The following is a 22247-nucleotide window of genomic DNA, read 5'->3' as shown; positions in this document are numbered from 1 at the left end:
TCGTCCAGCCGCCGTCGTCCACCCTCGAGGGCAGCAGGTCAAGGGGCTCAGAGTAGAGCCGTACGGGCCGAAAACCACTTGCCTCGCGTGGTGAGCTCGGGGAACGTGGTCTCCATGATGCTCTGACGGACAGCACCCGCTATTTCGAGATGCCACGGCGCCTGCTCGCGCCGTCATGCTGCCCCGCCCATACTCTGTTCAGCGAAGAGAGCGTTTTGTCTCAGCAACACTCCCGGCAGGAATTTCTGCCGCCAGCCACCACGGCCACCGTCACCGTGTTCGCCTCCCCCACAAGCTGGATCGAGTCCGACGCCGTCGCGCAGTGCCACCAGGTGGCCGCGCTCGACGGCATGATGCACGTCGCCGCCATGCCGGACCTGCACCCCGGCAAGGGCGCCCCCATCGGCGCCGCCATGGCGTCGACCATCCTGTACCCGTTCCTGGTGGGCTCCGACATCGGATGCGGCATCGCCGTGTTCCCCATCAAGCTCAAGCGCGCCGTACCCGAGAAGCTGGCCGCCCGGTTCCCCGATCTCGATCGCGCGCTGGACCCTGAGCAGGATGCCGACGATCCCGCCTGGGCCGTGGTGAAGGGTGATATCCCCGCCGGTCACGTCGAGGGTCTCGGGACGGTCGGCCGGGGCAACCACTTCGTCGAGCTGGCGCGGATCGGGACCGTTTTCGAGCCGGGCCACGTGAGCCGTCTCGAGCTCGCCGCCGGTGACCTGGTTCTCGTCGTCCACAGCGGCTCCCGAGGGTTGGGCGAACGGATCCTGCGGGCGCACACCGAGGTCCACGGCGCGGGCCCGGCCCCTGATCCCGATGCCTACCTGGCGATGCATGACGACGCCGTACGCTGGGGATCGCTCAACCGGCGGCTGCTGGCCGCCCGGGTCGCCCATGCCCTGGGGACCGAGCCCACCGAGCCGATCGTCGACCAGTGCCACAACCTGGTCGAGGTCCGCGACGGGATCTACCTGCACCGCAAGGGTGCGGCGCCGGGCGACGGCCGCGACGTGCTCATCGCCGGTACGCGAGGCACCCCTTCCTACCTCGTGGCCGCCCACGCCGGGCCGGAGGCCGGCCATTCCGTGGCGCACGGCGCGGGCCGCAAGATGTCGCGTGCCGACGCCCTGCGCCGAGGCCGGGCCAAGCACACGGTCGAGGAGCTGCGCCGCACACCGGTGGGGTCGCTGGTGGTGTGCGGGGACCGGCAACTGCTCTTCGAGGAGGCGCCGACGGCCTACAAGCGCATCGAGCAAGTGATCGACGACCTCGTCGACCATGACCTGGCCACGCCCGTGGCCACCACGATCCCTCTGGTCACCTACAAGACGCCCGATCTAGGGTCCACACCCCGGGACCGCCGCCGCAAGCGGGGGCGGTCGTGAGCGTCCACCTGCTCCTGTCGGCCGGGCGCGGCCCGCAGGAATGCGCCTGGGCGCTGGCCCAGCTGCTGCACCGCCTGGAAACCGACGCCGTCCGGCAGAACCTGGAGACCCATCGGGCCCAGAGCGTTCCCGGCGACCGACCCGGCACCTACCGATCGGTCCTCGTCCAGATCGCCGGAGACGGCGCCGAGGCATTCGCCGCCTCGTGGACCGGAACCCTCTGCTGGCAGGCCCCCAGCCCGTACCGGGCCGGCACCGGCCGGAAGAACTGGTACGTCATCGCCCAGCCGTGCCAGGTCGGCACCCCGCGCACCACGTTCGCGGAAGCAGACGTCGACATCGTCGCCTGCCGCACCGGCGGCCCCGGCGGTCAACATCGCAACAAGGCCAGCACGGCGGTACGGGCGACCCACAGGCCCACGGGGATCGTCGTCGTGGTCGACACCGAGCGGCAGTTCAGCCTCAACCGCCGCATCGCCATGCGGCTGCTGCGAGAACGCATCGAACACGGCGACGAGGCGGCGGAGCTCGCCGTCACCACAGCCCGCTGGCGCATCCACGACGAGCTCGTACGCGGCAACCCCACCCGTATCGAACGCCCGGTCCGGTCTCCGCACTGACTCAGGCATCGGACCGCCGCCAGGCGCGCGGCCACAAGATCAGCGACCAGCCGACCGTCTCGCCGCACCGCCTATCCGGCAATCGCCGCGCGGCGGAACAAGTCTGCAGGCATATCCGGGATCGGAGCATCGGTCATCTCATGCCCTCGGAGACATAGGAAGATCACATGTCTAGCCGATGCCGCCCGGGGACGGCAAGGGGTCACGAGGCGCCCTTGTCCGTGGTGGCGGACATGACCTCCGTCCGGCCCTCGGGACCTTCCGCCCCGGCTTCCGCGGTGGATGGCGATCGCTGTTCCGACGGTGGTCGCCTGTGCAGCAGGAGTGCGGTCAGGCCGCCCGCGACCAGGCCCCAGAACGCCGCGCCGATGCCCAGGATCGTCATCCCCGACGCGGTGACCACGAAAGTGACCACCGCGGCCTCCCGGCCCTCCGGCTCGGTCACCGCACCGGCCAGCGACGAGCCGAGCGCCGACAGCAGCGCGAGGCCGGCCACCGCGGTGACCAGCACGGGTGGGGACAGCAGCACCAGAGCCATGGCCAGGCCGGCGCCGAGGCCGAGCGTCAGCTGCCCGGCGCCGAGGGCCACGGTCGCGATCCACCGGCGGCCGGGGTCAGGGTGGGTGTCCGGGCCGGCGGTCAGCGCCGCGGTGATCGCGGCCAGGTTGACGGCGTGACCGCCGAACGGCGCCGCCGCCGCGCTCGCCAGGCCGGTCGCGACGAGGACCGGGCGCAGGGGCGGCCGGTACCCGTACGTCGCCATGACCGCCATACCGGGGACGTTCTGCGCGGCCATGGTGACGAGAAACAGCGGGATGGCGATGCTCACCACGACGGACGGGTTCAGCGTCGGGGTGGTCAGCTCGATCGCCGGCCGCAGCGCCGCGGCGGGCAGGCCGTTGCCGGTCCCGTGCACCGCGATGGCGATGACCGCCACGACGAGCGCGCCGGGAACGGCCCACTGCCGGAGATACCGCTGCAACACCGCCCAGGTCAGGACGACGGGCACGGCCAGCAGCGGGACGTCGACGACGGCGCGGACCGGTGCGGTGCACAGGCTGAGGATGACGCCCGCCAGCATGGCACCGGCGATCGGGCGCGGGATGGCGGCGATCGCCCGGGCCGGCCAGGGTGACAGGCCGGCGAGGACGATGAGCCCGGCGCAGACGATGAACGCGCCGACCACGGCCGGGAAGCCGCCGGGCACGGGACCGGTCGCCACCAGCAGCGCCGCGCCGGGGGTGGACCAGGCGATGCTGATCGGCATGCGGTACCGCAGCCCAAGGAAGATCGCCACCGCCCCGACGCCGCAGCAGAGGGCGAGCAGCCCGGACGCGGCCTGTCCCGGCGTCGCCCCGACGGCACGCAGCCCGGCGAGCACGACGGTGAACGAACTGGCGTAGCCGACCACCGCGCTGACCAGCCCCGCCATGACGGCCTGAACCCGCACGCCCACCCCTCAACGTCGCCAAGCGTTCCGTTTACGGAACGAACCATAGCCACGTGGCCACCGCGGGACAAGTCCGGCGGTGGAATGCAAGGATTGGCGGGTGGACGGCCGTGACACGGATATCGGGAGCCGGCTGCGGCGATTGCGGGAGGCCCGCGGCATCTCCCTGTCGGCGCTGGCCCGCAGCGCCGGCATCGGCAAGGCCACCCTGTCCGGCCTGGAACTGGGCACCCGCAACCCGACGCTGGAGACGCTCTACGCGGTGGCGGGAGCCTTGGGCGTACCGTTGACGGCCCTGGTTCTTGAGCCCGGCGCACCGCCCGCAGAGGCCGTCCTTGTCCCCGGCGCCGCCGTGACGGCCACGCTACTGGAGGTCTTCGAGGAGCCGACTGCGACGTTCGAGCTGCTGCGCATGCGCGTCCGCCCCGGCATCGTGCAGCACTCGCCGCCCCACGCCCCCGGCGTGACCGAGCACATCACGGTCCACGCGGGCGTGCTGCGCGCCGGCCCGGCCGACGCTCCCCTGCTGGCTGCGCCGGGCGAGCACATCTCCTGGCAGGCCGACGTCCCGCACGTCTACAGCACTGTCGGACCGGAGGAAGTACTGGCCACCCTACTGATCCGCTCCCCGCGACAGGCCTGAGCCACCGCCCCGACGCGCGTGGGTGGTGATCGAGTCGCGGGCCGGACTCAGTTGCCCACGCCGAGGTTGGACATGAACGCGGACGGGTAGCGGTCGCCGCGCGCAGCGCCCGGCGGCACTGCTTTCTCGATTTCGGCGAGGTCGTCCGCGGTGAGGTTCAGGTCCATCGCGGGCAGCGCCTCGGCCAGCCGCTCGCGGGTACGGGCGCCGACCAGCGGCACGATGTCCTGGCCCTGTGCGGCCACCCAGGCGATGGCCAGCTGTGCGACGGTGCGGCCCTTCGTCTCGGCGACCCGGCGCAGGGCGTCCACGAGGGCGAGGTTGTGTTCCACGTTCCCGCTGGTGAACCGTGGGCTGAAGCCGCGGCTGTCGCCGGGGCCGGGGGTGTGGCCGGTGGTCCAGTGCCCGGAGATGAGGCCGCGGCTGAGGACGCCGTACGCGGTCAGGCTGATGCCGAGCTCCCGCAGTGTGGGCAGGACGTCCGACTCGACCGCCCGCGAGATCAGCGAGTACTCGATCTGCAGGTCGGCGATCGGGTGCACGGCGTGCGCCCGGCGGATCGTCGCCGCGTCGACCTCCGAGAGCCCGATGTGCCGTACGTACCCGGCGTCGACCATCTCCTTGATCGCGCCCACCGTCTCCTCGATCGGTACGGCAGGATCCAGCCGGGCGGGACGGTAGATGTCGATGTGGTCGGTGCCCAGCCGGGTCAGCGAGTAGGCCAGGAAGTTCTTCACCGCCTCCGGACGGCAGTCATGCCCGCCGAACCCGGGGCCCGGCCCGCGCAGCATGCCGAACTTGACGCTCAGCCGGTAGCTGTCGCGATCCCTGCCGCGCAGCGCCTCGGCGAGCAGCAACTCGTTGTGGCCCATGGCGTAGAAGTCGCCGGTGTCGATCAGCGTGACGCCGGCCTCCAGCGCGGCGTGCACGGTGGCGATGCTCTCCGCGCGGTCGGCCGCGCCGTACGCGCCCGACATGCCCATCGCGCCCAGGCCCAGCGCGGAAACGGCCGGTCCGGTGCGGCCCAGGGTTCGTGTCTGCATCACGTTCTCCCTCGTTGTCGTTGTCGTCCCCTCAACCCTGGGCCCGGTTCGGGACGGGCGGAAGCGGAGCGTTCATCATGGGAGAGCCGCTCCCTGGCTCGGCCCGCCGGCCGCCAGGCAGGATGAAGCCATGCAACGTGACCAGCTCGCCGACTTCCTGCGCCGCCGCCGCGAGGCGATCCGGCCGGCCGAGGTGGGCCTCGCCGACGGCCCCCGCCGCCGCGCGACCGGCCTGCGCCGGGAAGAGGTGGCGATGCTCGCCGGCATGTCGGTGGACTATGTCGTACGCCTCGAGCAGGGCCGCAGCAGTCAGCCCTCGACGCAGCTGCTCGGCGCGCTGGCCCGGGCGTTGCGCCTGTCCGACGACGAGCGCGACCATCTGTTCCACCTGGCCGGCCACCGGCCACCGCCCGCCGACGGGGTGGCCCGCCTGGCCCGCGCCGGCCTGATACGCATGCTCGACCTGCTCGGCGACACCCCGGCCGTGGTGCTGTCCGACCTGGGCGAGGTCCTCGCCCAGAACCGGGCGGCCGTCCTGCTGACGGGCGACCAGACCGGCTTCTCCGGCGACCGGCGCTACGTCGTGTACCGCTGGTTCACCGAGCCCGCCGCCCGCGCCGTCCGCCCGACCGAGGAGCAGGAGCATCACGCCCGTCAGCTCGTGGCCGACCTGCGCGCGGCCATGGGCCGCCGGTCCGGCGACGCCACGATCGCCGGGCTCGTCGACCGTTTGCGGGCCGCCAGCGCCGACTTCCGGCGGCTCTGGGCCGAGCACGAGGTGGCGGTCCGGCGCGCCGACCGCAAGACCCTGTTGCACCCGCGGGTGGGCCGCCTGGTGATGGACTGCGAGACCCTGGTCACTCCCGACCAGGGTCAGGAGCTGGTGGTGCTCACCCCGGCGGACACCGAGACCCGCGAGCGGTTGGAGTTGCTGCGGGTGCTCGGCATCGAGGAATTCTCCGCGGAGGCACGCGGGCAGTGACAGGGTTCGCCGGGGATCTCTTGTACGGTCACGCGCATGAAGCAGAATCCGGTGGCCGCAGCGAACGCACTGACCGCCCGGTGGGTGGAAACCTGTTCGGGTGGATCGGTCGTGATGGCCGGCGTAGGCGCCTGGCGGTGATCCGGTCGGCGCTGGGCTTGTGGTCCCGGCCGAACCTGCCGCTGCACCCGGCTTGGGCCACCGCGCTCGGCCTGGCCACGGTCACCGACGCGACCCACGGGCACTTCCCCGCATCAGCACCGAACCGCTCGCCGTTAGCCAGGCTCAGCAGAATGACGTTGCCCGGCTGGGTCGCTGAGCCCGAACCCTGGTCCATGGAAGCCAGTGATCGTTATATGGATGGAGTATGAGGTTTCGCCGGTTCAGTCTGCGGCCGCGCCGCGTGTCGTTGCCCCAGCGTTCCCTCCGGCGGTGGATCGTGGTCGCGCTCGGTCTGGGTGTGCTCGTGGCGGCACTCGCCGGCGCGGCCGGCCCCTTACGGCAGACCCAGGAGTTCCACCAGGTCATGGCCTGCGAGCGGGGCGTCGGCGACTGTTTCGGCAGCGAGCCGGGCTCCATTGCCGGACGGCGCACGTACACCACGACCTCGACGACGACGCACACCGACGCCAACGGCAGCACGTACACGACGACGAGCACGACCACCCACTACGAGATCACTTGGCAGCGCGCCGACGGATCCCGGCAGGCCCGCGACGTGTCATCCAGCCTCTACTCCAAGGCCAAGCAGGGACAACCGGCCACGCTGCGGCTCTGGCGCGGGGAGGTCGTCGGCGTGGAGGTGATGGGTGGCGCGCAGTGGTTCCTGCCGAAGTCCGGCACCACGCTCGGCGGCTGGCTGTACCTGGCCTTCTTCGGCCTCGGGGTCCTGCTGTGGGGGCTGCTGTTCGGCTGGTGGGACGGGCTCTTCATGCTCGCCTTCCGCACCTTCGCCTGGATGTTCATGAGCTTCCTGCCGGTGGACATGACGACGGACGCCTTGGCCTACGGCCTGCCCACCGGGACTGACCTCGTCGTACAGATCCTGTTCGCCCTCTTCTTCACCGGGATCGCCGGCGCGCTGCTGTTCGGCTCACTCAACGGCCCGTGACCGGCATGACCGGACGATCATTGCCGGTCGCGCCCAGCCCGTGTCTCGTGATGGCCTTCGCCCTGGTCGGCGAGAGGTTGACGCCCAAGCGGGCCTCCGAGCAATCCCCGCCCCACGATCCACCACACCTGGCTCATCGAGGGCCCCCGAACGGCACAGCAGTGTCGCCTCGTGGGACCGCAGTCTCATCCCCCATGAACCATCAGTACCGCTGTCGGGCGGACACTACGCGCCTCAACCGGGCAGGGTCTCTCCGCCGATCGGGGCCAGGACCTCGCCCGTGTAGTAGGACGAGAGGCGTTCGGCCGCGAAGAACACGTACGACGGGGCGATCTCGTCGGGGTCGGCGGCCCGCTTCATCGGAACCTGCTTGCCGAACTGCTCCACCTTCTCCTCCGGCATGGTCGCCGGAATCAGGGGGGTCCAGACGGGTCCCGGAGCCACCGCGTTGACGCGGATGCCGCGCTCCACGAGGCTCTGCGCCATCGAATAGGTGAAGGCGTTGATCGCTCCCTTGGTGGCGGCATAGTCGATGAGCGATTTGTTGCCGCGTAGCCCGTTGATCGAGGAGGTGTTGATGATCGCCGCGCCCTCGCGCAGGTGCGGCAGCGCCGCCTTGGTGACGCGGAAGAAGCTGTGGATGTTGACGTCGAAGGTGTGCTGCCACTGCTCCTCGGTCAGCTCTTCCAGCGTTTGGACGGGCTGCTGGTAGGCGACGTTGTTCACCACGATGTCCAGGCCGCCCAGTTCGGCGACCGCACGTTCGACGACGGAGGCGCAGTGGTCGCTGTCAGCGAGGTCGCCCGGGATCAGCACACATCGCCGGCCCTCGGCCTCGACCAATTTCAGCGTGTGTCCGGCGTCCTCGTGCTCACTGAGGTACGCGATGGCGACGTCGGCGCCCTCCTTGGCGAAGGCCACGGCCACCGCCCGGCCGATCCCCGAGTCGCCTCCGGTGATCAGGGCGCGCTTGCCGTCCAGCAGGCCGGTGCCGGTGTAGTGACGCATCTCGTCACGCGGCTCGGGCTCCATGCGTTCGGTGTGCCCCGGGTACGGCTGCTTCTGGGCGGGTGGCGTACTGTCCGGTTGTTCTGGCATGGCTGGCGCATGCCCTGACTTGGTCATGTTTAACGCCTGTCGCCGGCGATCTGCGAGGCAAGCCATGCCCGGTCGAAGTCCGCCCCGCTATGGGCAGCCTGGCTTGGTGAGCCTGATGCAGGAAGGTCCGGTCCTCAAACAGAGCGAAAGGCTCGGCTAAGGAGGGAGAGTCTCGTGCCCGTCCTCGATGACGGATCCGGTTCGTCGTTCGGGCACCGCCATCGCCACCGAGGCGGCGAACCCCACATCCCGCAAGGCCGGCCGCCGGCTTGGACGCCGGTGTGACCGGTAGGAGAGCTGCTGGTGCCGGCCGTGGCTTCTGCCCATGAGGGAACGCCGCATGGCAGGGGCGGTTACCGGCGCGGGTGAGGTGGCGGGCTCCTCGGGCGGACGTTCAGGTTCCGGGGAATCGGGCGTAGAAGGCTGAGGCAGCAACGCCTCTTCCAGAAATTGCATGAGCATCAAGCAGATCAATCCCACGACGGGGACGGCGAACGCCAGAACGAAAATGGGTCTCGACCTCCCCCGTCATTGCCTGCGCGTACCGGCCGGCAGGCCTGCTTCGGGCTCACGTCGCCGATCATCGCTCCACAGATCCGCACGATGACCTCGGGGTGACAACGCCACGATCTTTCACCTCCACGGTGAGGGGCGGCGGCCACCACATCGGGGTTGGGCCGGCGGCCGCCCACGTCTGCTGGGGTACCTGTCACCGCTACCGCTCACGAGCCGAGCTAAACCGGGCACCCGGCATGAGCTGCCACGGCGGCTCTGATCCGTTGTCGTAGACGTTCGTTCGGAGAACGCCGACAGCACCGGCGACGACTGGTTGACGACGCGCTCGTCCCCAGGGCGCTCACGTCGACGACCACCTGCAGCGGGCCGGCGTCGAAGGCCCGCCCGGGACCGCAGAGCCGATGTCGTGGTACGCCTGCGACGCGGCGCGGATGCGCGAACCAAGCCGTTCCCGCGGGCGTCCAATGGTGCATGATCAGCGTGGCACTCTCCTTACTGCTGGCTTTCTCCCCGGCGACCGTGACCGAGATCCCGAAGAACTTCCTGCTCACCGAACGCGACGCGCGCAGACACCCCGGCCCCATGGAGGCAGAAGAACAGGGCTACAAGATCAGCGACAACCTCACCACGCCATTGGAGCTGAACCCGTGTTGGCGCCGGCGCGCCGTCGACCGCGGCAGGGTGGCAGCCCGTACGATCACGCGCTGGACCAGCGCCCCCAGCGGCTCCTCCGAACAGCTCGTCATCTACAAGAGCCCCCGTGCCGCCCAGGCCGCGCTCACCCAGCTGCGCGCCGAGGTCAAGCGGTGTGCGCGCAAGGGCGACCCGGCGGAGCCCGAACTCACGATCCGGTGGCGGACGACCAAGGTCAGAGTGGGTGAGGAGGCCGCGGGCATGGGTTACCAGACCTGGCAGCACGGCAGGATGATCGAGACCGTCACCGGTGTGGTCGCGCGCCGAGGCAGCGCACTGATGATCTACACCACCTCCGAGGGATCCTACGAGCCCGGTCGGCTGACCAAGGACGCCAAGAAGATGGCCGCCAAGGTGTGCAAGTTGCCCGGCGTCTGCTGACCCGGCCCCAGCCCCCGCGAATGCCGACGCGACCATCGCGACCGCGCTGTGCCTGGTGTTCGGGGCGCCGCCGGCCCGGGTCGAGTTCCCCGGGCTGCCGCCGCGACGCTCGGGGCCTCGCGCTGGACCGTCTTCCGCCGCCCCGACGAACCCGAGGTGTGCGCCCGCTACCGCATCACCCGTGAGCGGGTCCGCTACTGCGGCCAGGTCGAGCCGTACATCGCCCTGCGCTGGGCCGATCCGCCTCCGCCCTGCTCCTGCGGCGCCTGACCCGCGGCCCGTAGGTCGAGGACGACGTGGCCGAGCGGGGTGCGGTGGACGTCGGCGAGGTCCAGCCCGGCCCCGGCAGCGAGGGCGACGTAGTCCTCGGCGGTGCGCTCGCGGCCGCCGAGGAGCACGAGCATGCGCAGGTTCATCTCGGCGAACATGGCCGGGTCGGCGCCGGAACCGCCGGACGAGTCGATCACGACGACCCGTCCGCGCTGCCCGGCCGCGTCGGCGCACCGACGCAGGATCAGCAGGGCGTCGTCGTCGCTCCAGTCGTGCACCACGCGCCTGAGGACGTACACGTCGCCCCCGGCGGGCAGCGGGTCGAAGAAGCTCTGGCCGGCGAACTCGCACCGCGTCTCCAACCCGCGCTCGGCCAGGTGCCGCCGGCCTCGATCCACCGTCTCCGGCAGATCCACGAGCGTGGCCCGGATGTCCGGGTACGCGCGCAGCACCTCGGCGAGCAGCGCGCCGGTGCCGCCGCCGACGTCGACCACGTGCCGCACGCCGGACCAGTCGTATCCGCCGGCCGCGTCGGCAACGTAGTCCGCGCCGGCGGCCATCGTCGCGTCGAACGACAGGCTCAGCTGTGGGTTCGCGGCGAGATGGTGCCAGAACGGGGCGCCGAAGACCGTCTCCCACGCCGGTCGCCCCGTGCGGACCGTGTGCAGCAGACCGGTGAACGCCAGGTCCATCTGCCCGCCGAAGGCTCCCAGGTCGAGCTGCTCCCGCATCCCGGAAGGGTGGTCGGATGCCAGCAGCGCGGCGGGCTTGTTGACCGCGAACCTGCCCGGCTCGCGTTCGGTGAAGACACCGTGGCAGACCAGGTGACGCAGCAGCCTGCCCAGCGCGTCCGCGTCGGTGCCGGACCGGCGTGCCAGCTCCTCGACGGGCACCACGTCGCCGGCCATCAGATCGGTCAGGCCCAGCGTGGCCGCGACCCGTACCGCCATCGGCGTGACCAGGTCCGTCACGGGTGCCAGTACCTCCCATGCCGCTTCCCATGCCGACGGCCGGGCTTGCTCGTCTCCGGTGCTGGTCACAGCCACGACCCGCTCCTCTCGTGGGATCAGGGCTCGCTCTGCCCGGAAGCTACCACGCGACCGATCCGCTCGGTCTTGGACGAATGGGAGCCCGGCTGCCCGGAGACGGTCACCGGCACAGGGCGGTGTCCATCGCGTCGATCACATGCTGCATGGCCTTCTCGGAGCCGGGCAGCGCCGTGACGGCGACGGTGGCGGCCCGGCCGTCCTCGGTCACCCCGTTGCGGGTCTCGTAGCCGTCGATGTCGCCGCCGTGCCCCCAGGCGACGTCGCCGCAGGTCAGTCGCATCTTGATCAGGCCGAGCCCGTACTCCCAGCCGGCCGGGAAACCGGGCGCCTTCACCGTGTCCTTCATGGCCGCGAGCTGCTCCGGCTTGAGCAGCTTGCCGTCCATCAGCGCGCTCATGAACCGGTTGACGTCGCTCGGGGTGGCGATCAGCTGGCCGGCCGCCCACCCCCAGGACGGGTCCAGGTTCGTGATGTCCACCGGCTTGCCGCCCGGCTTCTCCGACCCGTACCCCTTCGGGTGAGGCCCGCGGATCGTCTGGTCCCGCTTGGCCGGCCAGTACGTGTGGCGCAGCCCGATCGGCTTGATGATCCGGTCGTTGAGCTCATCGCTCACCGGCCGCCCGGTGACCTTCTCGATCAGCAGACCGAGCAGGACGTATCCGGTGTTGCTGTACTCCCAGCTCTTGCCCGGCGCGAACGACGCCTTGTGCGCGAACGCCATCTTCAGCAGGTCCTGGGGCGAGCGGTAGACATCACGCGTCTTGAACGCGCTGGGCATCCAGCGGGTGTAGTTCGGCAGGCCGCTGGTGTGCTGCAGCAACTGCCGTACCGTGATCTTCCTGCCGTCGATGCCCTTGCCGCGGACCACCTTCGGCAGGTACGTCTCGATCGGCTCGTCCAGGCCGACCTTGCCCTCGCCGACGAGCTGCAGCACCGCCACCGCGGTGAACATCTTGGTGTTGCTGCCGATCCGTACCCAACCGTCGACCGGGACCTTCGCCCTGGTCGTCAGATCCGCGACTCCTGCGGTGTAGTGGCGGGTCCGCCCCTTGCCGTCCTGCACCGCGGCCAGCGCCGCCGGGAACTTGTCCTTCGCGACCAGCCCGTCCAGCTTCTGCTGCACGACCCGGTCGCCGCGGTCGAGGCCGGTGGCTGCGGCGGCCGGCGTCCCCGCCACGACCAGCCCTGCCAGCCCGGTCAGCGCCGCCGCCAGAACCGGCGCGCGCCGGGAGGACTGCGGCTCGGAAGAGATACGCGACATGGAAACGCTCCTGATTTCTTGGTGGGGGTCGTCCGCTTCGGACATCACCCAGCATGTCGACGGAGGACGCCCTTGATCGATCCCGCCCACTGGAGCGTTCAGGTACAGCCAGCCGTACCTCCCTGACCTTCCGAGGGGCTGTGTCGTCGTACTCCTGAGGCGAACACATCACCTGCGAGGAGAACCCCTCATGAACATCGCTCTGTGGATCATTGCGGCGCTGATGGCCGTGGCCCTGCTGTCCGGCGGCGTCCTCAAGCTGACCCTGTCCAAGGAGAAGCTGGCCGCCGCCCCCGGCGGGGGATGGACCGAGGACTTCGGCGCCGGCGCCATCAAGGCCATCGGCGCCGTCGAGGTTCTGGCCGCGGTGGGCCTGGTCCTGCCCGCGGTGCTCGGCATCGCACCGGTCCTGGTGCCGCTGGCCGCCGTCGGTGTGGCGTTGCTGATGGTCGGCGCGATGATCACGCACCTGCGCCGTCACGAGAACCGGGTGATCGTGGTGAACCTCGCCTATCTCGCCCTGGCCCTCTTCGTGGCGTGGGGCCGCTTCGGCCCTCAGTCCTTCATCGGCTGAGTCGGCGCGTTCAGAGCCAGAAGATCACCAGTACGGCAAGGCAGAGGCTCAGGGCCATGAAGGCCGGCGTTCTGGGCTGGCTGACGGCCTCCCTGCGGGAAGAGGCCACCAGCGCGACGCCCAGGGCCAGTGCCGCGAGAAGGTGCAGACCGTACCAGAGGAGAACGGGGATCCTGCCCAGGACGGTGTCGGCCAGCAGGTCGTCGGCGGATCCGTAGCCGGCAAGCGCGCCGAGCAGGCTCAGGCCCAGCCCTGCCAGCGCGAACGCGTACCGGAAACGACCGAGCAGCGCCCACACGACGGTCCCCACCACGAGCAGGACGGAGGACTGGTGGTGCAGTTGCCGCATGAACACGCCGCCGCGCACGTCAAGGCTGATCTTCAGCACGGAGTCGTACGCGGCGCTCATGGGGATGTTCCGTAGCGGCTCATAGCTGCCGCCGTACGGCACCATCCGGCCGCTCGGCACGTAGAAGTACGCGAGGAAGGCCCCCGAGGCCAGGGCAACCACAAAACAGTAGATGAGCATCTCCCCCACCAGCTGCCTCATGCGTTCCATATGCATATTTCACCATATGGCGGGACTGACCGCATTGAGCGCCGAGAGGGATCTCCCATGAGGAATATATGAATCACATCAACAAAATCCCACACACATGGTGCAGACGATAGAAAAAGCACCAACAATTACCGAATTCTAATGGCTGGTTATTCTTTTGGGCGGCAACTAGAATTCATATCTGATGGAAGCGCGAATTGCCCGCGAGCTGTGCTCGGCGCTCGGCTCACCCGGCAGCCCGGCCGAGGTGGGTGCGGCGATTTCGCAGATCGTCGGACGCCGGGTGGCGCACGACGCGCTCCGGCTGGTCGGCCTCAATCCGGCGCTCGGCATCGGCCTGGGAGCGTTCAGCTTCTGGCACGAATACCGGCCCGCGCTGATCAGCGACCTCGTCCTCAACCGCTATCTGCACGGCGACCCGTGCCCGCTGCCGGTCCTCGCCCAGCAGAGCGTGCCGGTGTGCGTGGTGGGAGCGGGCGCCGGCGACGGCCGGCGCAACACGCAGATCCGACGGGTGCTGGCCTCCCACGGGGCGGGCAGCGAACTGCGCCTGCTGATACGCGACCGCCAGGGGGTGTGGGGCCTGCTCGGCCTGCTCCGCGCCGAGGGGTGCAGGCCCTTCGGCGAGACGGACGTCCGCCAGGTCCAGCAGCTCGCCCCCGCGCTGCTGGCGGCGTTGCGCGGATATGTGACGGCCGGCCCGCTGGCGCCGACCGTTCCGGCGCTGCCGACGGGGGTCATCACGATCGGCGCTGATCACACGGTCCGGTCGATCTCGCCCCAGGCGCGGGCGTGGACGCGGCAGATGTGGCCGGCCGCCGGGAGCGGGGTGCCGGACTGGATCGCCGACGCATTCTGGGTGGGGCTCTCCTTGCACGTACGGACACATACGCGTGATCCGCACGCCTGGACGCCGTTGATCTGTGCGCCGGCGGCCAATTTCGGGCGCTGGGTGCTGATCCACGGCCAGCCCCTGGATGAGAACGGCGACAGCGACGTGGCCATTCTCATCCAGGCGGCCGGCGGCAAACTGCTGCTGCCGTCATTCTGCGATTGGTACGGCATCACCGCCGGCGAACGCCGCGTCATCGAGCACCTGTATGCCGGGGCGGCGGCGAAACAGATCGCCCGCGCCCTGGACCTGTCCACCTACACCGTCAACGACCACCTGAAATCGGTGTACCGGAAGACCGGGGCGCAGAGCCGGGACGAACTCATCGCGGCGATCGCCGGCTGATCGGCGTCGCCCCTGGCCTGTGCCGGCGCCAGGACCAGCTCCACCCTTAACGCAGTATCGGCTTGCGTTTGCGTGCTCCCTCGCCCATCACCGGCTGCTGGCCTTTCTCGGCCGCGCCGTCGCGCCGCGCTGACCTGCCTTCAGGCCGTGGCGGGTGCGGCGGCCGGCGACAGGGTCCGGGCGAGGTAGTCGTCGACGGTGCGGGCGCTGGTGGCGCGCAGGGCGAGGTAGCCGTCGGGGCGGATCAGGACCAGCGTCCCCGGGTGCGCGCGGAACAGGCGCCCGGCCTCCGGACCGGCCAGCATCGTGGGGAAGTCCGCCGGGCCGGAGTCCACGACCAGGCAGGCGCGGACGTACGCGCCGTGGGTGGCCTGGAGCTCCCGCAGCAGCCCGGCGGTCTCGGCTCCGAAGCCCAGCACCGTCCAGTGCGTGCCGCGCGTGATGTCGAACAGCCGGACCGGGGCGCCGTCCGCCGTGATGCCACGGGCGTCGGGGGCGCGGTCGCCGGCGCGCGGGCTGCCGTGCCTCGAGTCCTCGGTCACGGTGAGGGGGGAGTCGGGGTAGGCGATGGCGAGCTGGTTGGTCTTCGCAAGCAGGCGGCTCATGATGGCGGGCCGCTTGACCAGCGGGAAGATGAGGTGGTCGCGGAGGAAGCGGCGAGCGCCGCGCAGCGCGAACACCGACTCGAAACCCCGGGAGCTGCCGGCCAGCACCTCGGCCGCGACGGGGATGCGCTCCGCGTCGTAGCTGTCCAGCAGTGCGCCGGGAGCGCCGTCGAGGACGGCCGCGAGCTTCCAGCCGAGGTTGTACGCGTCCTGGATGCCGGTGTTCATGCCCTGGCCGCCCGCCGGGGAGTGGACGTGGGCGGCGTCGCCGGCGAGGAAGACGCGGCCGTGGCGGTAGTGCTCGACCATGCGGGCGTTGAAGCGGTAGCGCGACAGCCAGGTCGCCTCGGTCAGCGTCACGTCGGTACGGCCGGAGCGGGCGGCGAACAGCTCGCGGAAGATGTCGAGGGTCGGGTCGGGCACCGAGCCGTCGGGTCCGGGGACCACGTTGGCCTGGTACTGCCAGGCGCCGTCGGCGTTCGGCAACGGCGACACGGCCAGGTAGCCGCCGTCGTCGCCGAACCAGGCGTAGGCGGCGTCGTCGCGCAGCCCGTCGATCGTCACGTCTCCGACCAGGAAGTACTGGTCGTCGTGGGTGCGTCCGTCCATGGTGGCGCCCAGCTGCCGCCGTACGGTGCTGTGTCCTCCGTCGCAGCCGACCAGGTACCGGGCGTGGACGGTCTCGCCGTTCTCCAGCACGGCGGTGACACCGTCGGCGTCCTGCTGGAAGGAGGCCAGCCCGGCCCCGTACAGGACCTCGCCGCCGAGCTCGGCCAGGCGGTCCCGCAGCACCTTCTCCACCCGCCACTCCGGAAGCAGCACCAGGTCCGGGTACGGGACCCCCGGCCGGGCGCCGGTGCCGGCGGCGGTGGCCAGCTCCACGCTGAGGGTGTGGCCCTGGTGCAGGCGCAGCGGCAGGCCGGTCTCCCCGTTGGCCAGGATCTCGTCGATCACGCCCAGGTCGTCGAGCACCTCCAGGCTGCGCGGCTGCAGGCCCTTGCCGCGCGAGCCGATCGCCGGGCCGGCGCTCTTCTCGGTCACCAGGTAGGGCACGCCGCGGCGGGCCAGCTCCAGCGCCAGGGTCAGGCCGGTCGGTCCGGCACCCACCACGAGGACCTCGATGTTCCGCGTCATCAGACCGCCCCTTTCCGAATCACTACGTTGTAGTACTTATTTGTAGTACTACGGCGTAGTAGAGTCAAGGGCATGCCGAAGAGAACCGACCGACGAGAGCTGCTCGCCGACACCGCGCTCCGCCTGATCGACGAGCTGGGCCTGGCCCAGGTGACGCACCGGGCCGTCGACCAGGCCGCCGGCGTGCCGGCCGGGACCACGTCCAACTACTTCCGCACCCGGGCCGCCCTGTACGAGGCCATCGCCCGGCGCATCCTGGACCAGCAGCTGGCCGCCGAGCAGGAACAACCGGCCGGCCCCAGCGCGGCCACCCCGCAGGACGTCGCCGACCTCCTGGCCGCCGCCGTGGACGCCGGCACCGGCCCGGCGCGCAACCGCTACCTCGCCCGGTTCGAGCTGTCCCTGGAAGCCGCGCGCAGCCCAGAACTGGCCGCCCTCATGCGCGAGCTCCGCGCCGTCACCCTGCGCAGCCGCGCCACCCAGATCCGGGCCGCCTACCCGCACGTGACCCAGGAGCAGGTGGACGCGATCGCCTCCCTGCTGACCGGCATCGCCTTCGACCGCCTCACCCTTGACGTGCCGGCCATGGAGACCCCCGCCATCGCCCGTGCCGTACTCCGCGGATTCCTCGACTGAAGGTTGCTCAGCCGTGGCCGCCGAGGACCTCGCGCACCAGCTCCCGCAGCCACACGTGCGCGGGGTCCACGTCGTATCGGGGATGCCACGCCTGCGACAGCGTCATCTCCGGCAACGGGACCGGGATCGGGAACCTCACCAGCCCCAGCGCCTCCACCAGCGGCCCGGTCAGCCGCTCCGGCGTCATTCCCACCAGATCGGACTGCCGCACCACCGCCAGCGCGGCCTCGAACGTCGGCACCGAACCCGCGATGCGGCGCCTCAGCCCCATGCCGGCCAGGATCTCGTCCACGGGGCCCTCCGCGCGGCCCCGCCGGGAGGCGATCACGTGCTCGGCCGCCGCCAGCCGCTCCGCCGTGACCGGGCCGTCGAGCAGCGGGTGCCCGGGACGTACGACGCCCACCGCCCGGTCCACCATGATGGGCTCGACGCGGGTCTCCGGCGCCGGGTCCGAGATCACGGTCACCTCCAGGTCCGCGCTCCCGTCACGCAGCGCCTGCGCGTCGCCGTACCCCTCGGGGATGAAGTGGAAGCGGACCCCCGGAGCCGACCTGGCCGCCTCCGTCAGCAGCGCCACGCTCATGGCGGTGATCACCGCGTCCGAGGCCAGGATGACGAACCGCCGTACCAGCGTGGCCGGATCCAGCCGGCCCGGCGGCGTGAACACCTTCCTCGCCGCCTCCACCAGCCCCCGCACCTCCGCCTGCACGGCCAGCGCCCGCGGCGTGGGCACCATCTGCCGCCCCGAGCGGACCAGCACGGGATCCCCCATCGCCTTGCGGATGCGGCCGAGCGTGCGGCTCATGGCCGGCTCCGACAGGTGCAGCCGCTGCGCGGCGGCCGAGACGCTGCACTCCTCCAGCAGCACGTCCAGAGCGATCAGCAGGTCGAGGCTCGGTTGCGTCTGGCGCATATATCACCTGCCAAAGATGCATTTGAGGTAAGGCCGCGGCCGAGTCTACGGTGAATCACGCGGGAGGCCTCCGCTCGACAGATCACCCATCTCCACCAACCGGAGGTTTCGCATGCCCGCACCAATGCTGGAAACCGGACATCCGGCCCGAAACGCGGATCATGGCCGTGATGGCCTCCTCCGTGGTCCTCGCGGTCGCCTTGGTCGCCGCCGTCAACCTCGCCATCCCCACGATCGCCGCAAGCGACCTGCGCCCGTCGCCGTCGCAGATCCTCTGGATCGTCGACGCGTACGTCATCGTCTTCGCCTGCCTGCTCATCCCCGCCGGAGCGGCCGGCGACCGGTTCGGCCGCAAGGGGGTGCTGCTGGCCGGCATGGGGGTGTTCGCCGCCGGCTGCCTGGTGGCCGCGCTCGCACCGGACGTCGGCACGCTGATCGCCGCCAGGGCGGTGAGCGGCGCGGGAGCGGCCATGGTCATGCCCGCCTCCCTGGCGCTGACGGTGGGCGCCTACCCGGCCGCCGAGCGCGGGCACGCCGTCGCCGCATGGACCGCCGCCACCGGCGCCGCCGGGGTCATCGGCAACGTGGGCGGCGGCGTGGTCATGGAGTACCTGCCGTGGCGGGCCCTGTTCGGCGTGCCGGTGCTGCTGGCCGGCGTGCTGGCCGTGCTGGTCGCCGTGGTGGTGCCGCGTGCGCCCCGCCTGGAGGCGGCCCCGCTCGACCTGCCGGGGACGGCGCTGCTCACGGCCGCGTCCGTGGCGCTGCTCGCCGGGGTCATCGAAGGGCCCGAGGCCGGGTGGGGAAGCGGGCTCGTGCTGTCGGCGTTCGGCGCGGCGGTGGTGCTGTTCTGCGTCTTCGTCGGGCACCAGCTCCGCGCGCGGCGGCCGCTGCTCGACCCCCGGCTGTTCGCGCTGACGCGCCTGCGGGCGGGGACGTTGGGCGTGGCGGTGACGTTCTTCGGGTTGTTCGCGCTGTTCTTCGTCAACGCCCGCTACCTGCAGGAGGTCAAGGGCTTCTCGCCGCTGGTCACCGGCCTGGCGATCGTGCCGCTCACCATTCCCATGATCATCCTGTCCCGCCTCTCGGGCCGCCTGCCCGCCCGCACCGCCGTCCCGGCCGGGCTGGCGGGGATCGTGGCGGGGCTGGCGCTGCTGTCGTTCGCGGACGCGGCCATGCCGTACCCGGTGTACGCCGCCGGACTGGTGGTCATGGGCGCGGCGATGGGGGTCTGCCTGCCGGTGCTGTCGCACGAGATCATGGCCGCGCTGCCGCGCGAGCGGGCCGGGCTCGGCTCCGGGCTCAACAGCGCCACCCGTGAGCTCGGCAGCGCGGTCGGGGTCGCCGTCATGGGCACGGTGATGGCCACGTACGGGATGAGCGCCGGCTACCGCGTCGTAGCGGCCGTGGTCCTGGCCGGCGCGGTGCTCGTCACATGGTGGCGCAGGCGGGCCTGAGACAGACCTGTCAGGACCGCTGGGCGCGCCTGATGATCGTCAGGACCCCTGGGCGCGGGTGCGTGCCGACCGCCACTCCGGCGCGAGCACCGACCAGATCTCGATGTCGTGCCGCTTGCCCCGGTAGGGGTAGCTCTCCCGCAGCACGCCCTCTTTCGTCAGCCCGAGCCGCTGGGCCACCGCGACGCTGGCCGCGTTCCCCGCCGCGACCTGCCACTCCACGCGGTGGATGCCCCGCTCCTCGACGGCCCAGTCGATGATCACACGTGCGGCCCTGGTCACCAGCCCCTTGCCCACCGCCGCCGGCTCCAGCCAGCAGCCCACTTCCGCGTTGCCGAGCGTGACATCCATCGTCCGGAACAGCACCCCGCCCACCAGCGTGCCGTCCGCTGCCCAGATGCCGTAGACCCGGCCGGTGTCCGCAGCGGCCTTGTCCGCGTACGACTGGAGGTACGACCGGCTCGACTCCACGTCCGTGACGGCGTCCGGCACCTTGATGTACTGCCCGATGAACTCCCGGCCCCGCTCCATGTGGGCCAGAAACTCCTCGGCCCGCCACGGCTCCAGCGGACGCAACTCCGCGCCGTCCTCGCCCAGGGAAATTGCGTACATCATGCCCCCAACGCTCGAACCAGGCCATATCGCCAGGAGATCCTCTCACGGGTGGACTGCGATCCCGCTTCAGGGTGTTCTGTGGCGGTGGAAGTGCTCGACGAGGTGCTGGACTCGCAGGCCGTCGGCGAAGTCGGCCAGGGTGGTCTCCTCGCCGCGCATCGCGCGGGCGAACTCGCTGAGCCGGGTGTGCTCGCTGCCGCGCGGCTCAGCGAGGTCCACCGGGGTCCAGTCCCGGTGGTCGCCGTGCCAGAGGCGCGACCAGTCGGTGATCCGGTACGACCGGTCGGATCCGTACAGGGTCCACTCGTACGTCTCCGGACCCGCGGCGACGTGGCCGGAGAGGGTGACGGGCACGTCGCCCGCCAGGAACAGGCCGTGGGCGGTGTCCTCCGCGGCTGCGCCGTAGGTGACGTGGGTGTGGACGGGTGAGAGCGGCCCGAGCAGCCGGTCGGTCAGGAACAGGTAGTGCGAGGCCACCTCGCGCAGGAACCCGCCCTGCGCCCGCCCGGCCACCCACCCGGCGCTCTCCTGGAACGAGCGGGGCCACTCGGGGAAGGTGAACCGCAGCTCGACCCCGCGCACGGTGCCGGCCTGACCGGTACGCAGCGCCTCCGCGACGGCCAATGCGGCGCCCCGGTCGGACATGACGAAGTTCAGCGCGTTCACCGTGCCCGTCGCCGCGGCCACGGTCACCATCTCCTCGCCCTCGGCCAGGTCCACGGCGAGCGGCTTCTCGGCGAAGACCGCCAGCCCTGCCTTCATGGCGCGTACCGCGTAGTGGGCGTGCGTGGCCGGCGGCGAGGCGATGTAGACGGCGTCGAGCGCGTGGCGGGCGAGCAGTTCCTCCGGGTCACCGACATAGGCCGGTCCGGGGTGGGCCGCCCGCGCCCGTTCGACCGCCTGCTCGCTGGGATCCGCGGCCACGACCACCTCGAACCGCGGGTGTCGCTGCGCGACGTCGAGCATTTCAGCGCCCATCACGCCCAGGCCGATGACGCCGAGGCGGATCTTGCTCCCCATTTCCATGGACAAATCCTCGACTATGGGGAAATTTCAGCACAAGCGATGATTTCTTAACCATTGTGAAGTGGGACTGTATGATCGGCCCCGTGCTGGACGTACACCGCCTGGCCGTGCTGCGGGCCGTCGTGGAGACCGGCTCGATCCAGGCCGCCGCCGCCAACCTCGGCTACACGCCCTCCGCGATCAGTCAGCACATCGCCGCCCTGCAGCGGGAGACGGGCACGGTGCTCATGGAGCGCCACGGCCGCGGCATCCGGCCCACCGAGGCGGGCCGGCTCCTGGCGAGCCACGCCGGGCAGATCCAGACCCAGATCGCCCGCGCCGAGACCGCCCTCGCCGACCTGCGCGCGGGCAGAACGCGCCGGCTGACCGTCCGCTACTTCGCCACCGCCGGAGCCGTGCTGATCCCGCCCGTCATCGCCGAGTTCAACCGCCGCTTCCCGGAGGTCAGAGTCGAGCTGCGGCTCGGCAAGGGACTGACCGGTGAGGCCGCCGACGCCGAGATCATGGTGCTGGACGACACCGTTCAGGTGCCGGTCGGGCTGCGGGCCGTGCACCTGCTCGACGACCCCTTCCTGGCGATCCTGCCGCCGGGGCACGCGCTCGCCGCCGAAGAGGTCATCGAGCTGGGCAGGCTACGCGGCGAACCGTGGATCGACAACGAGTGGCCCACCAGCGTCTGCCGGCAGACCATGCTCGACGCGTGCGGCGCGGCCGGCTTCAGCCCCAACTTCGTGGTGGAGGCCCACGACTACGCCACCGCGGTCGCCTTCGTCGCGACCGGACTGGGGGTGACCATGGTTCCCCGGCTCGCGCTCAGCACCATGCCGGCCACCACGTTCACCTGCGTGCCGGTCACCCGGCCCGCTCCGGTCCGCTCCATCTTCGTCGTCGTTAAGGAATCGACCGAAGGCCATCCGCCGCTGTCGGCGTTCCTGGGCCTGCTTCGCGAAGCCGCCGCCGCGCATCGTTGACCCTGTACCGCCTGC

General features: G+C 71.1%; 21 protein-coding genes. 11 read left to right on the top strand and 10 right to left on the bottom strand.

Annotation, left to right across the window (positions count from 1 at the left end):
• The first annotated feature begins 215 nt into the window (after positions 1-215).
• Together ABD830_RS46865 and prfH are read left to right on the top strand one after the other, a co-directional pair.
• Positions 216-1391, top strand: a complete 1176-nt coding sequence (locus ABD830_RS46865) for an RNA ligase RtcB family protein (protein WP_345001888.1) — start codon at positions 216-218, stop codon at positions 1389-1391.
• Entirely contained in the window at positions 1388-2011 is a 624-nt protein-coding gene (prfH, locus tag ABD830_RS46860) for a peptide chain release factor H (protein ID WP_345001886.1), read from the top strand. The genes ABD830_RS46865 and prfH overlap by 4 nt, the downstream gene beginning before the upstream one ends.
• Positions 2012-2213: 202 nt before the next feature.
• Here prfH and ABD830_RS46855 read toward each other — a convergent pair whose 3' ends face one another.
• The gene (locus ABD830_RS46855) at positions 2214-3461 is read right to left on the bottom strand and encodes a benzoate/H(+) symporter BenE family transporter (RefSeq protein ID WP_345001884.1); all 1248 of its coding nucleotides are present in this window, start codon (positions 3459-3461) and stop codon (positions 2214-2216) included.
• Positions 3462-3561: 100 nt separating this feature from the next.
• Between ABD830_RS46855 and ABD830_RS46850 the strand changes: the two genes are divergently transcribed.
• Positions 3562-4104, top strand: coding sequence for a helix-turn-helix domain-containing protein (locus ABD830_RS46850; RefSeq protein ID WP_345001882.1), 543 nt, complete (start codon positions 3562-3564; stop codon positions 4102-4104).
• Positions 4105-4151: 47 nt separating this feature from the next.
• Here ABD830_RS46850 and ABD830_RS46845 read toward each other — a convergent pair whose 3' ends face one another.
• Complete coding sequence (locus ABD830_RS46845; protein WP_345001880.1) at positions 4152-5147, bottom strand: aldo/keto reductase; 996 nt, start codon at positions 5145-5147, stop codon at positions 4152-4154.
• A 130-nt stretch (positions 5148-5277) separates the two neighbouring features.
• Here ABD830_RS46845 and ABD830_RS46840 point away from each other — a divergent pair, with 130 nt between their 5' ends.
• A complete protein-coding gene (locus tag ABD830_RS46840) occupies positions 5278-6129 on the top strand; it encodes a helix-turn-helix transcriptional regulator (RefSeq protein WP_345001878.1) in 852 nt (283 codons plus the stop codon).
• Positions 6130-6496: 367 nt separating this feature from the next.
• Entirely contained in the window at positions 6497-7240 is a 744-nt protein-coding gene (locus ABD830_RS46835; RefSeq protein WP_345001876.1) for a hypothetical protein, read from the top strand.
• A gap of 234 nt (positions 7241-7474) precedes the next feature.
• On the opposite strand, the gene ABD830_RS46830 is transcribed toward ABD830_RS46835, so the two are convergent.
• Positions 7475-8338, bottom strand: coding sequence for an SDR family oxidoreductase (locus tag ABD830_RS46830; RefSeq protein WP_345001874.1), 864 nt, complete (start codon positions 8336-8338; stop codon positions 7475-7477).
• 996 nt (positions 8339-9334) lie between these two features.
• On the opposite strand from ABD830_RS46830, the gene ABD830_RS46825 reads away from it, so the two are divergent.
• Positions 9335-9928 (top strand): hypothetical protein, encoded by a 594-nt coding sequence (locus tag ABD830_RS46825; protein ID WP_345001872.1) that lies wholly within the window; start codon positions 9335-9337, stop codon positions 9926-9928.
• Between the two features lie 194 nt (positions 9929-10122).
• On the opposite strand, the gene ABD830_RS46820 is transcribed toward ABD830_RS46825, so the two are convergent.
• Together ABD830_RS46820 and ABD830_RS46815 are read right to left on the bottom strand one after the other, a co-directional pair.
• A complete protein-coding gene (locus ABD830_RS46820) occupies positions 10123-11244 on the bottom strand; it encodes a methyltransferase (protein WP_345001870.1) in 1122 nt (373 codons plus the stop codon).
• A 103-nt stretch (positions 11245-11347) separates the two neighbouring features.
• Positions 11348-12508 (bottom strand): serine hydrolase domain-containing protein, encoded by a 1161-nt coding sequence (locus tag ABD830_RS46815; RefSeq protein WP_345001868.1) that lies wholly within the window; start codon positions 12506-12508, stop codon positions 11348-11350.
• 190 nt (positions 12509-12698) lie between these two features.
• Between ABD830_RS46815 and ABD830_RS46810 the strand changes: the two genes are divergently transcribed.
• Positions 12699-13082 (top strand): DoxX family protein, encoded by a 384-nt coding sequence (locus ABD830_RS46810; protein ID WP_345001866.1) that lies wholly within the window; start codon positions 12699-12701, stop codon positions 13080-13082.
• A gap of 10 nt (positions 13083-13092) precedes the next feature.
• Here ABD830_RS46810 and ABD830_RS46805 read toward each other — a convergent pair whose 3' ends face one another.
• Complete coding sequence (locus tag ABD830_RS46805) at positions 13093-13641, bottom strand: hypothetical protein (RefSeq protein WP_345001864.1); 549 nt, start codon at positions 13639-13641, stop codon at positions 13093-13095.
• 184 nt (positions 13642-13825) lie between these two features.
• Here ABD830_RS46805 and ABD830_RS46800 point away from each other — a divergent pair, with 184 nt between their 5' ends.
• The gene (locus ABD830_RS46800; RefSeq protein WP_345001862.1) at positions 13826-14878 is read left to right on the top strand and encodes a helix-turn-helix transcriptional regulator; all 1053 of its coding nucleotides are present in this window, start codon (positions 13826-13828) and stop codon (positions 14876-14878) included.
• Positions 14879-15018: 140 nt separating this feature from the next.
• Here the strand turns inward: ABD830_RS46800 and ABD830_RS46795 are convergent, their stop codons facing one another.
• Positions 15019-16617, bottom strand: a complete 1599-nt coding sequence (locus tag ABD830_RS46795) for an FAD-dependent monooxygenase (RefSeq protein ID WP_345001860.1) — start codon at positions 16615-16617, stop codon at positions 15019-15021.
• A gap of 72 nt (positions 16618-16689) precedes the next feature.
• On the opposite strand from ABD830_RS46795, the gene ABD830_RS46790 reads away from it, so the two are divergent.
• Positions 16690-17253 (top strand): TetR/AcrR family transcriptional regulator, encoded by a 564-nt coding sequence (locus ABD830_RS46790; RefSeq protein ID WP_345001858.1) that lies wholly within the window; start codon positions 16690-16692, stop codon positions 17251-17253.
• 7 nt (positions 17254-17260) lie between these two features.
• Here ABD830_RS46790 and ABD830_RS46785 read toward each other — a convergent pair whose 3' ends face one another.
• A complete protein-coding gene (locus ABD830_RS46785) occupies positions 17261-18166 on the bottom strand; it encodes a LysR family transcriptional regulator (RefSeq protein WP_345001856.1) in 906 nt (301 codons plus the stop codon).
• Positions 18167-18336: 170 nt separating this feature from the next.
• Here ABD830_RS46785 and ABD830_RS46780 point away from each other — a divergent pair, with 170 nt between their 5' ends.
• Positions 18337-19620 (top strand): MFS transporter, encoded by a 1284-nt coding sequence (locus ABD830_RS46780; protein WP_345001854.1) that lies wholly within the window; start codon positions 18337-18339, stop codon positions 19618-19620.
• Positions 19621-19659: 39 nt separating this feature from the next.
• On the opposite strand, the gene ABD830_RS46775 is transcribed toward ABD830_RS46780, so the two are convergent.
• Both ABD830_RS46775 and ABD830_RS46770 read right to left on the bottom strand, forming a co-directional pair.
• Positions 19660-20232 (bottom strand): GNAT family N-acetyltransferase, encoded by a 573-nt coding sequence (locus ABD830_RS46775; RefSeq protein ID WP_345002258.1) that lies wholly within the window; start codon positions 20230-20232, stop codon positions 19660-19662.
• Between the two features lie 69 nt (positions 20233-20301).
• A complete protein-coding gene (locus ABD830_RS46770; protein ID WP_345001852.1) occupies positions 20302-21261 on the bottom strand; it encodes a Gfo/Idh/MocA family protein in 960 nt (319 codons plus the stop codon).
• Positions 21262-21344: 83 nt separating this feature from the next.
• Here ABD830_RS46770 and ABD830_RS46765 point away from each other — a divergent pair, with 83 nt between their 5' ends.
• Complete coding sequence (locus ABD830_RS46765; RefSeq protein ID WP_345001850.1) at positions 21345-22232, top strand: LysR family transcriptional regulator; 888 nt, start codon at positions 21345-21347, stop codon at positions 22230-22232.
• Positions 22233-22247 lie beyond the last annotated feature (15 nt).

This window comes from Nonomuraea helvata, assembly GCF_039535785.1.
Taxonomy (GTDB): Bacteria; Actinomycetota; Actinomycetes; order Streptosporangiales; family Streptosporangiaceae; genus Nonomuraea; species Nonomuraea helvata.
The sequence above is the reverse complement of the archived record's forward strand: the minus strand, read 5'-3'. Positions and strand labels throughout refer to the sequence as shown.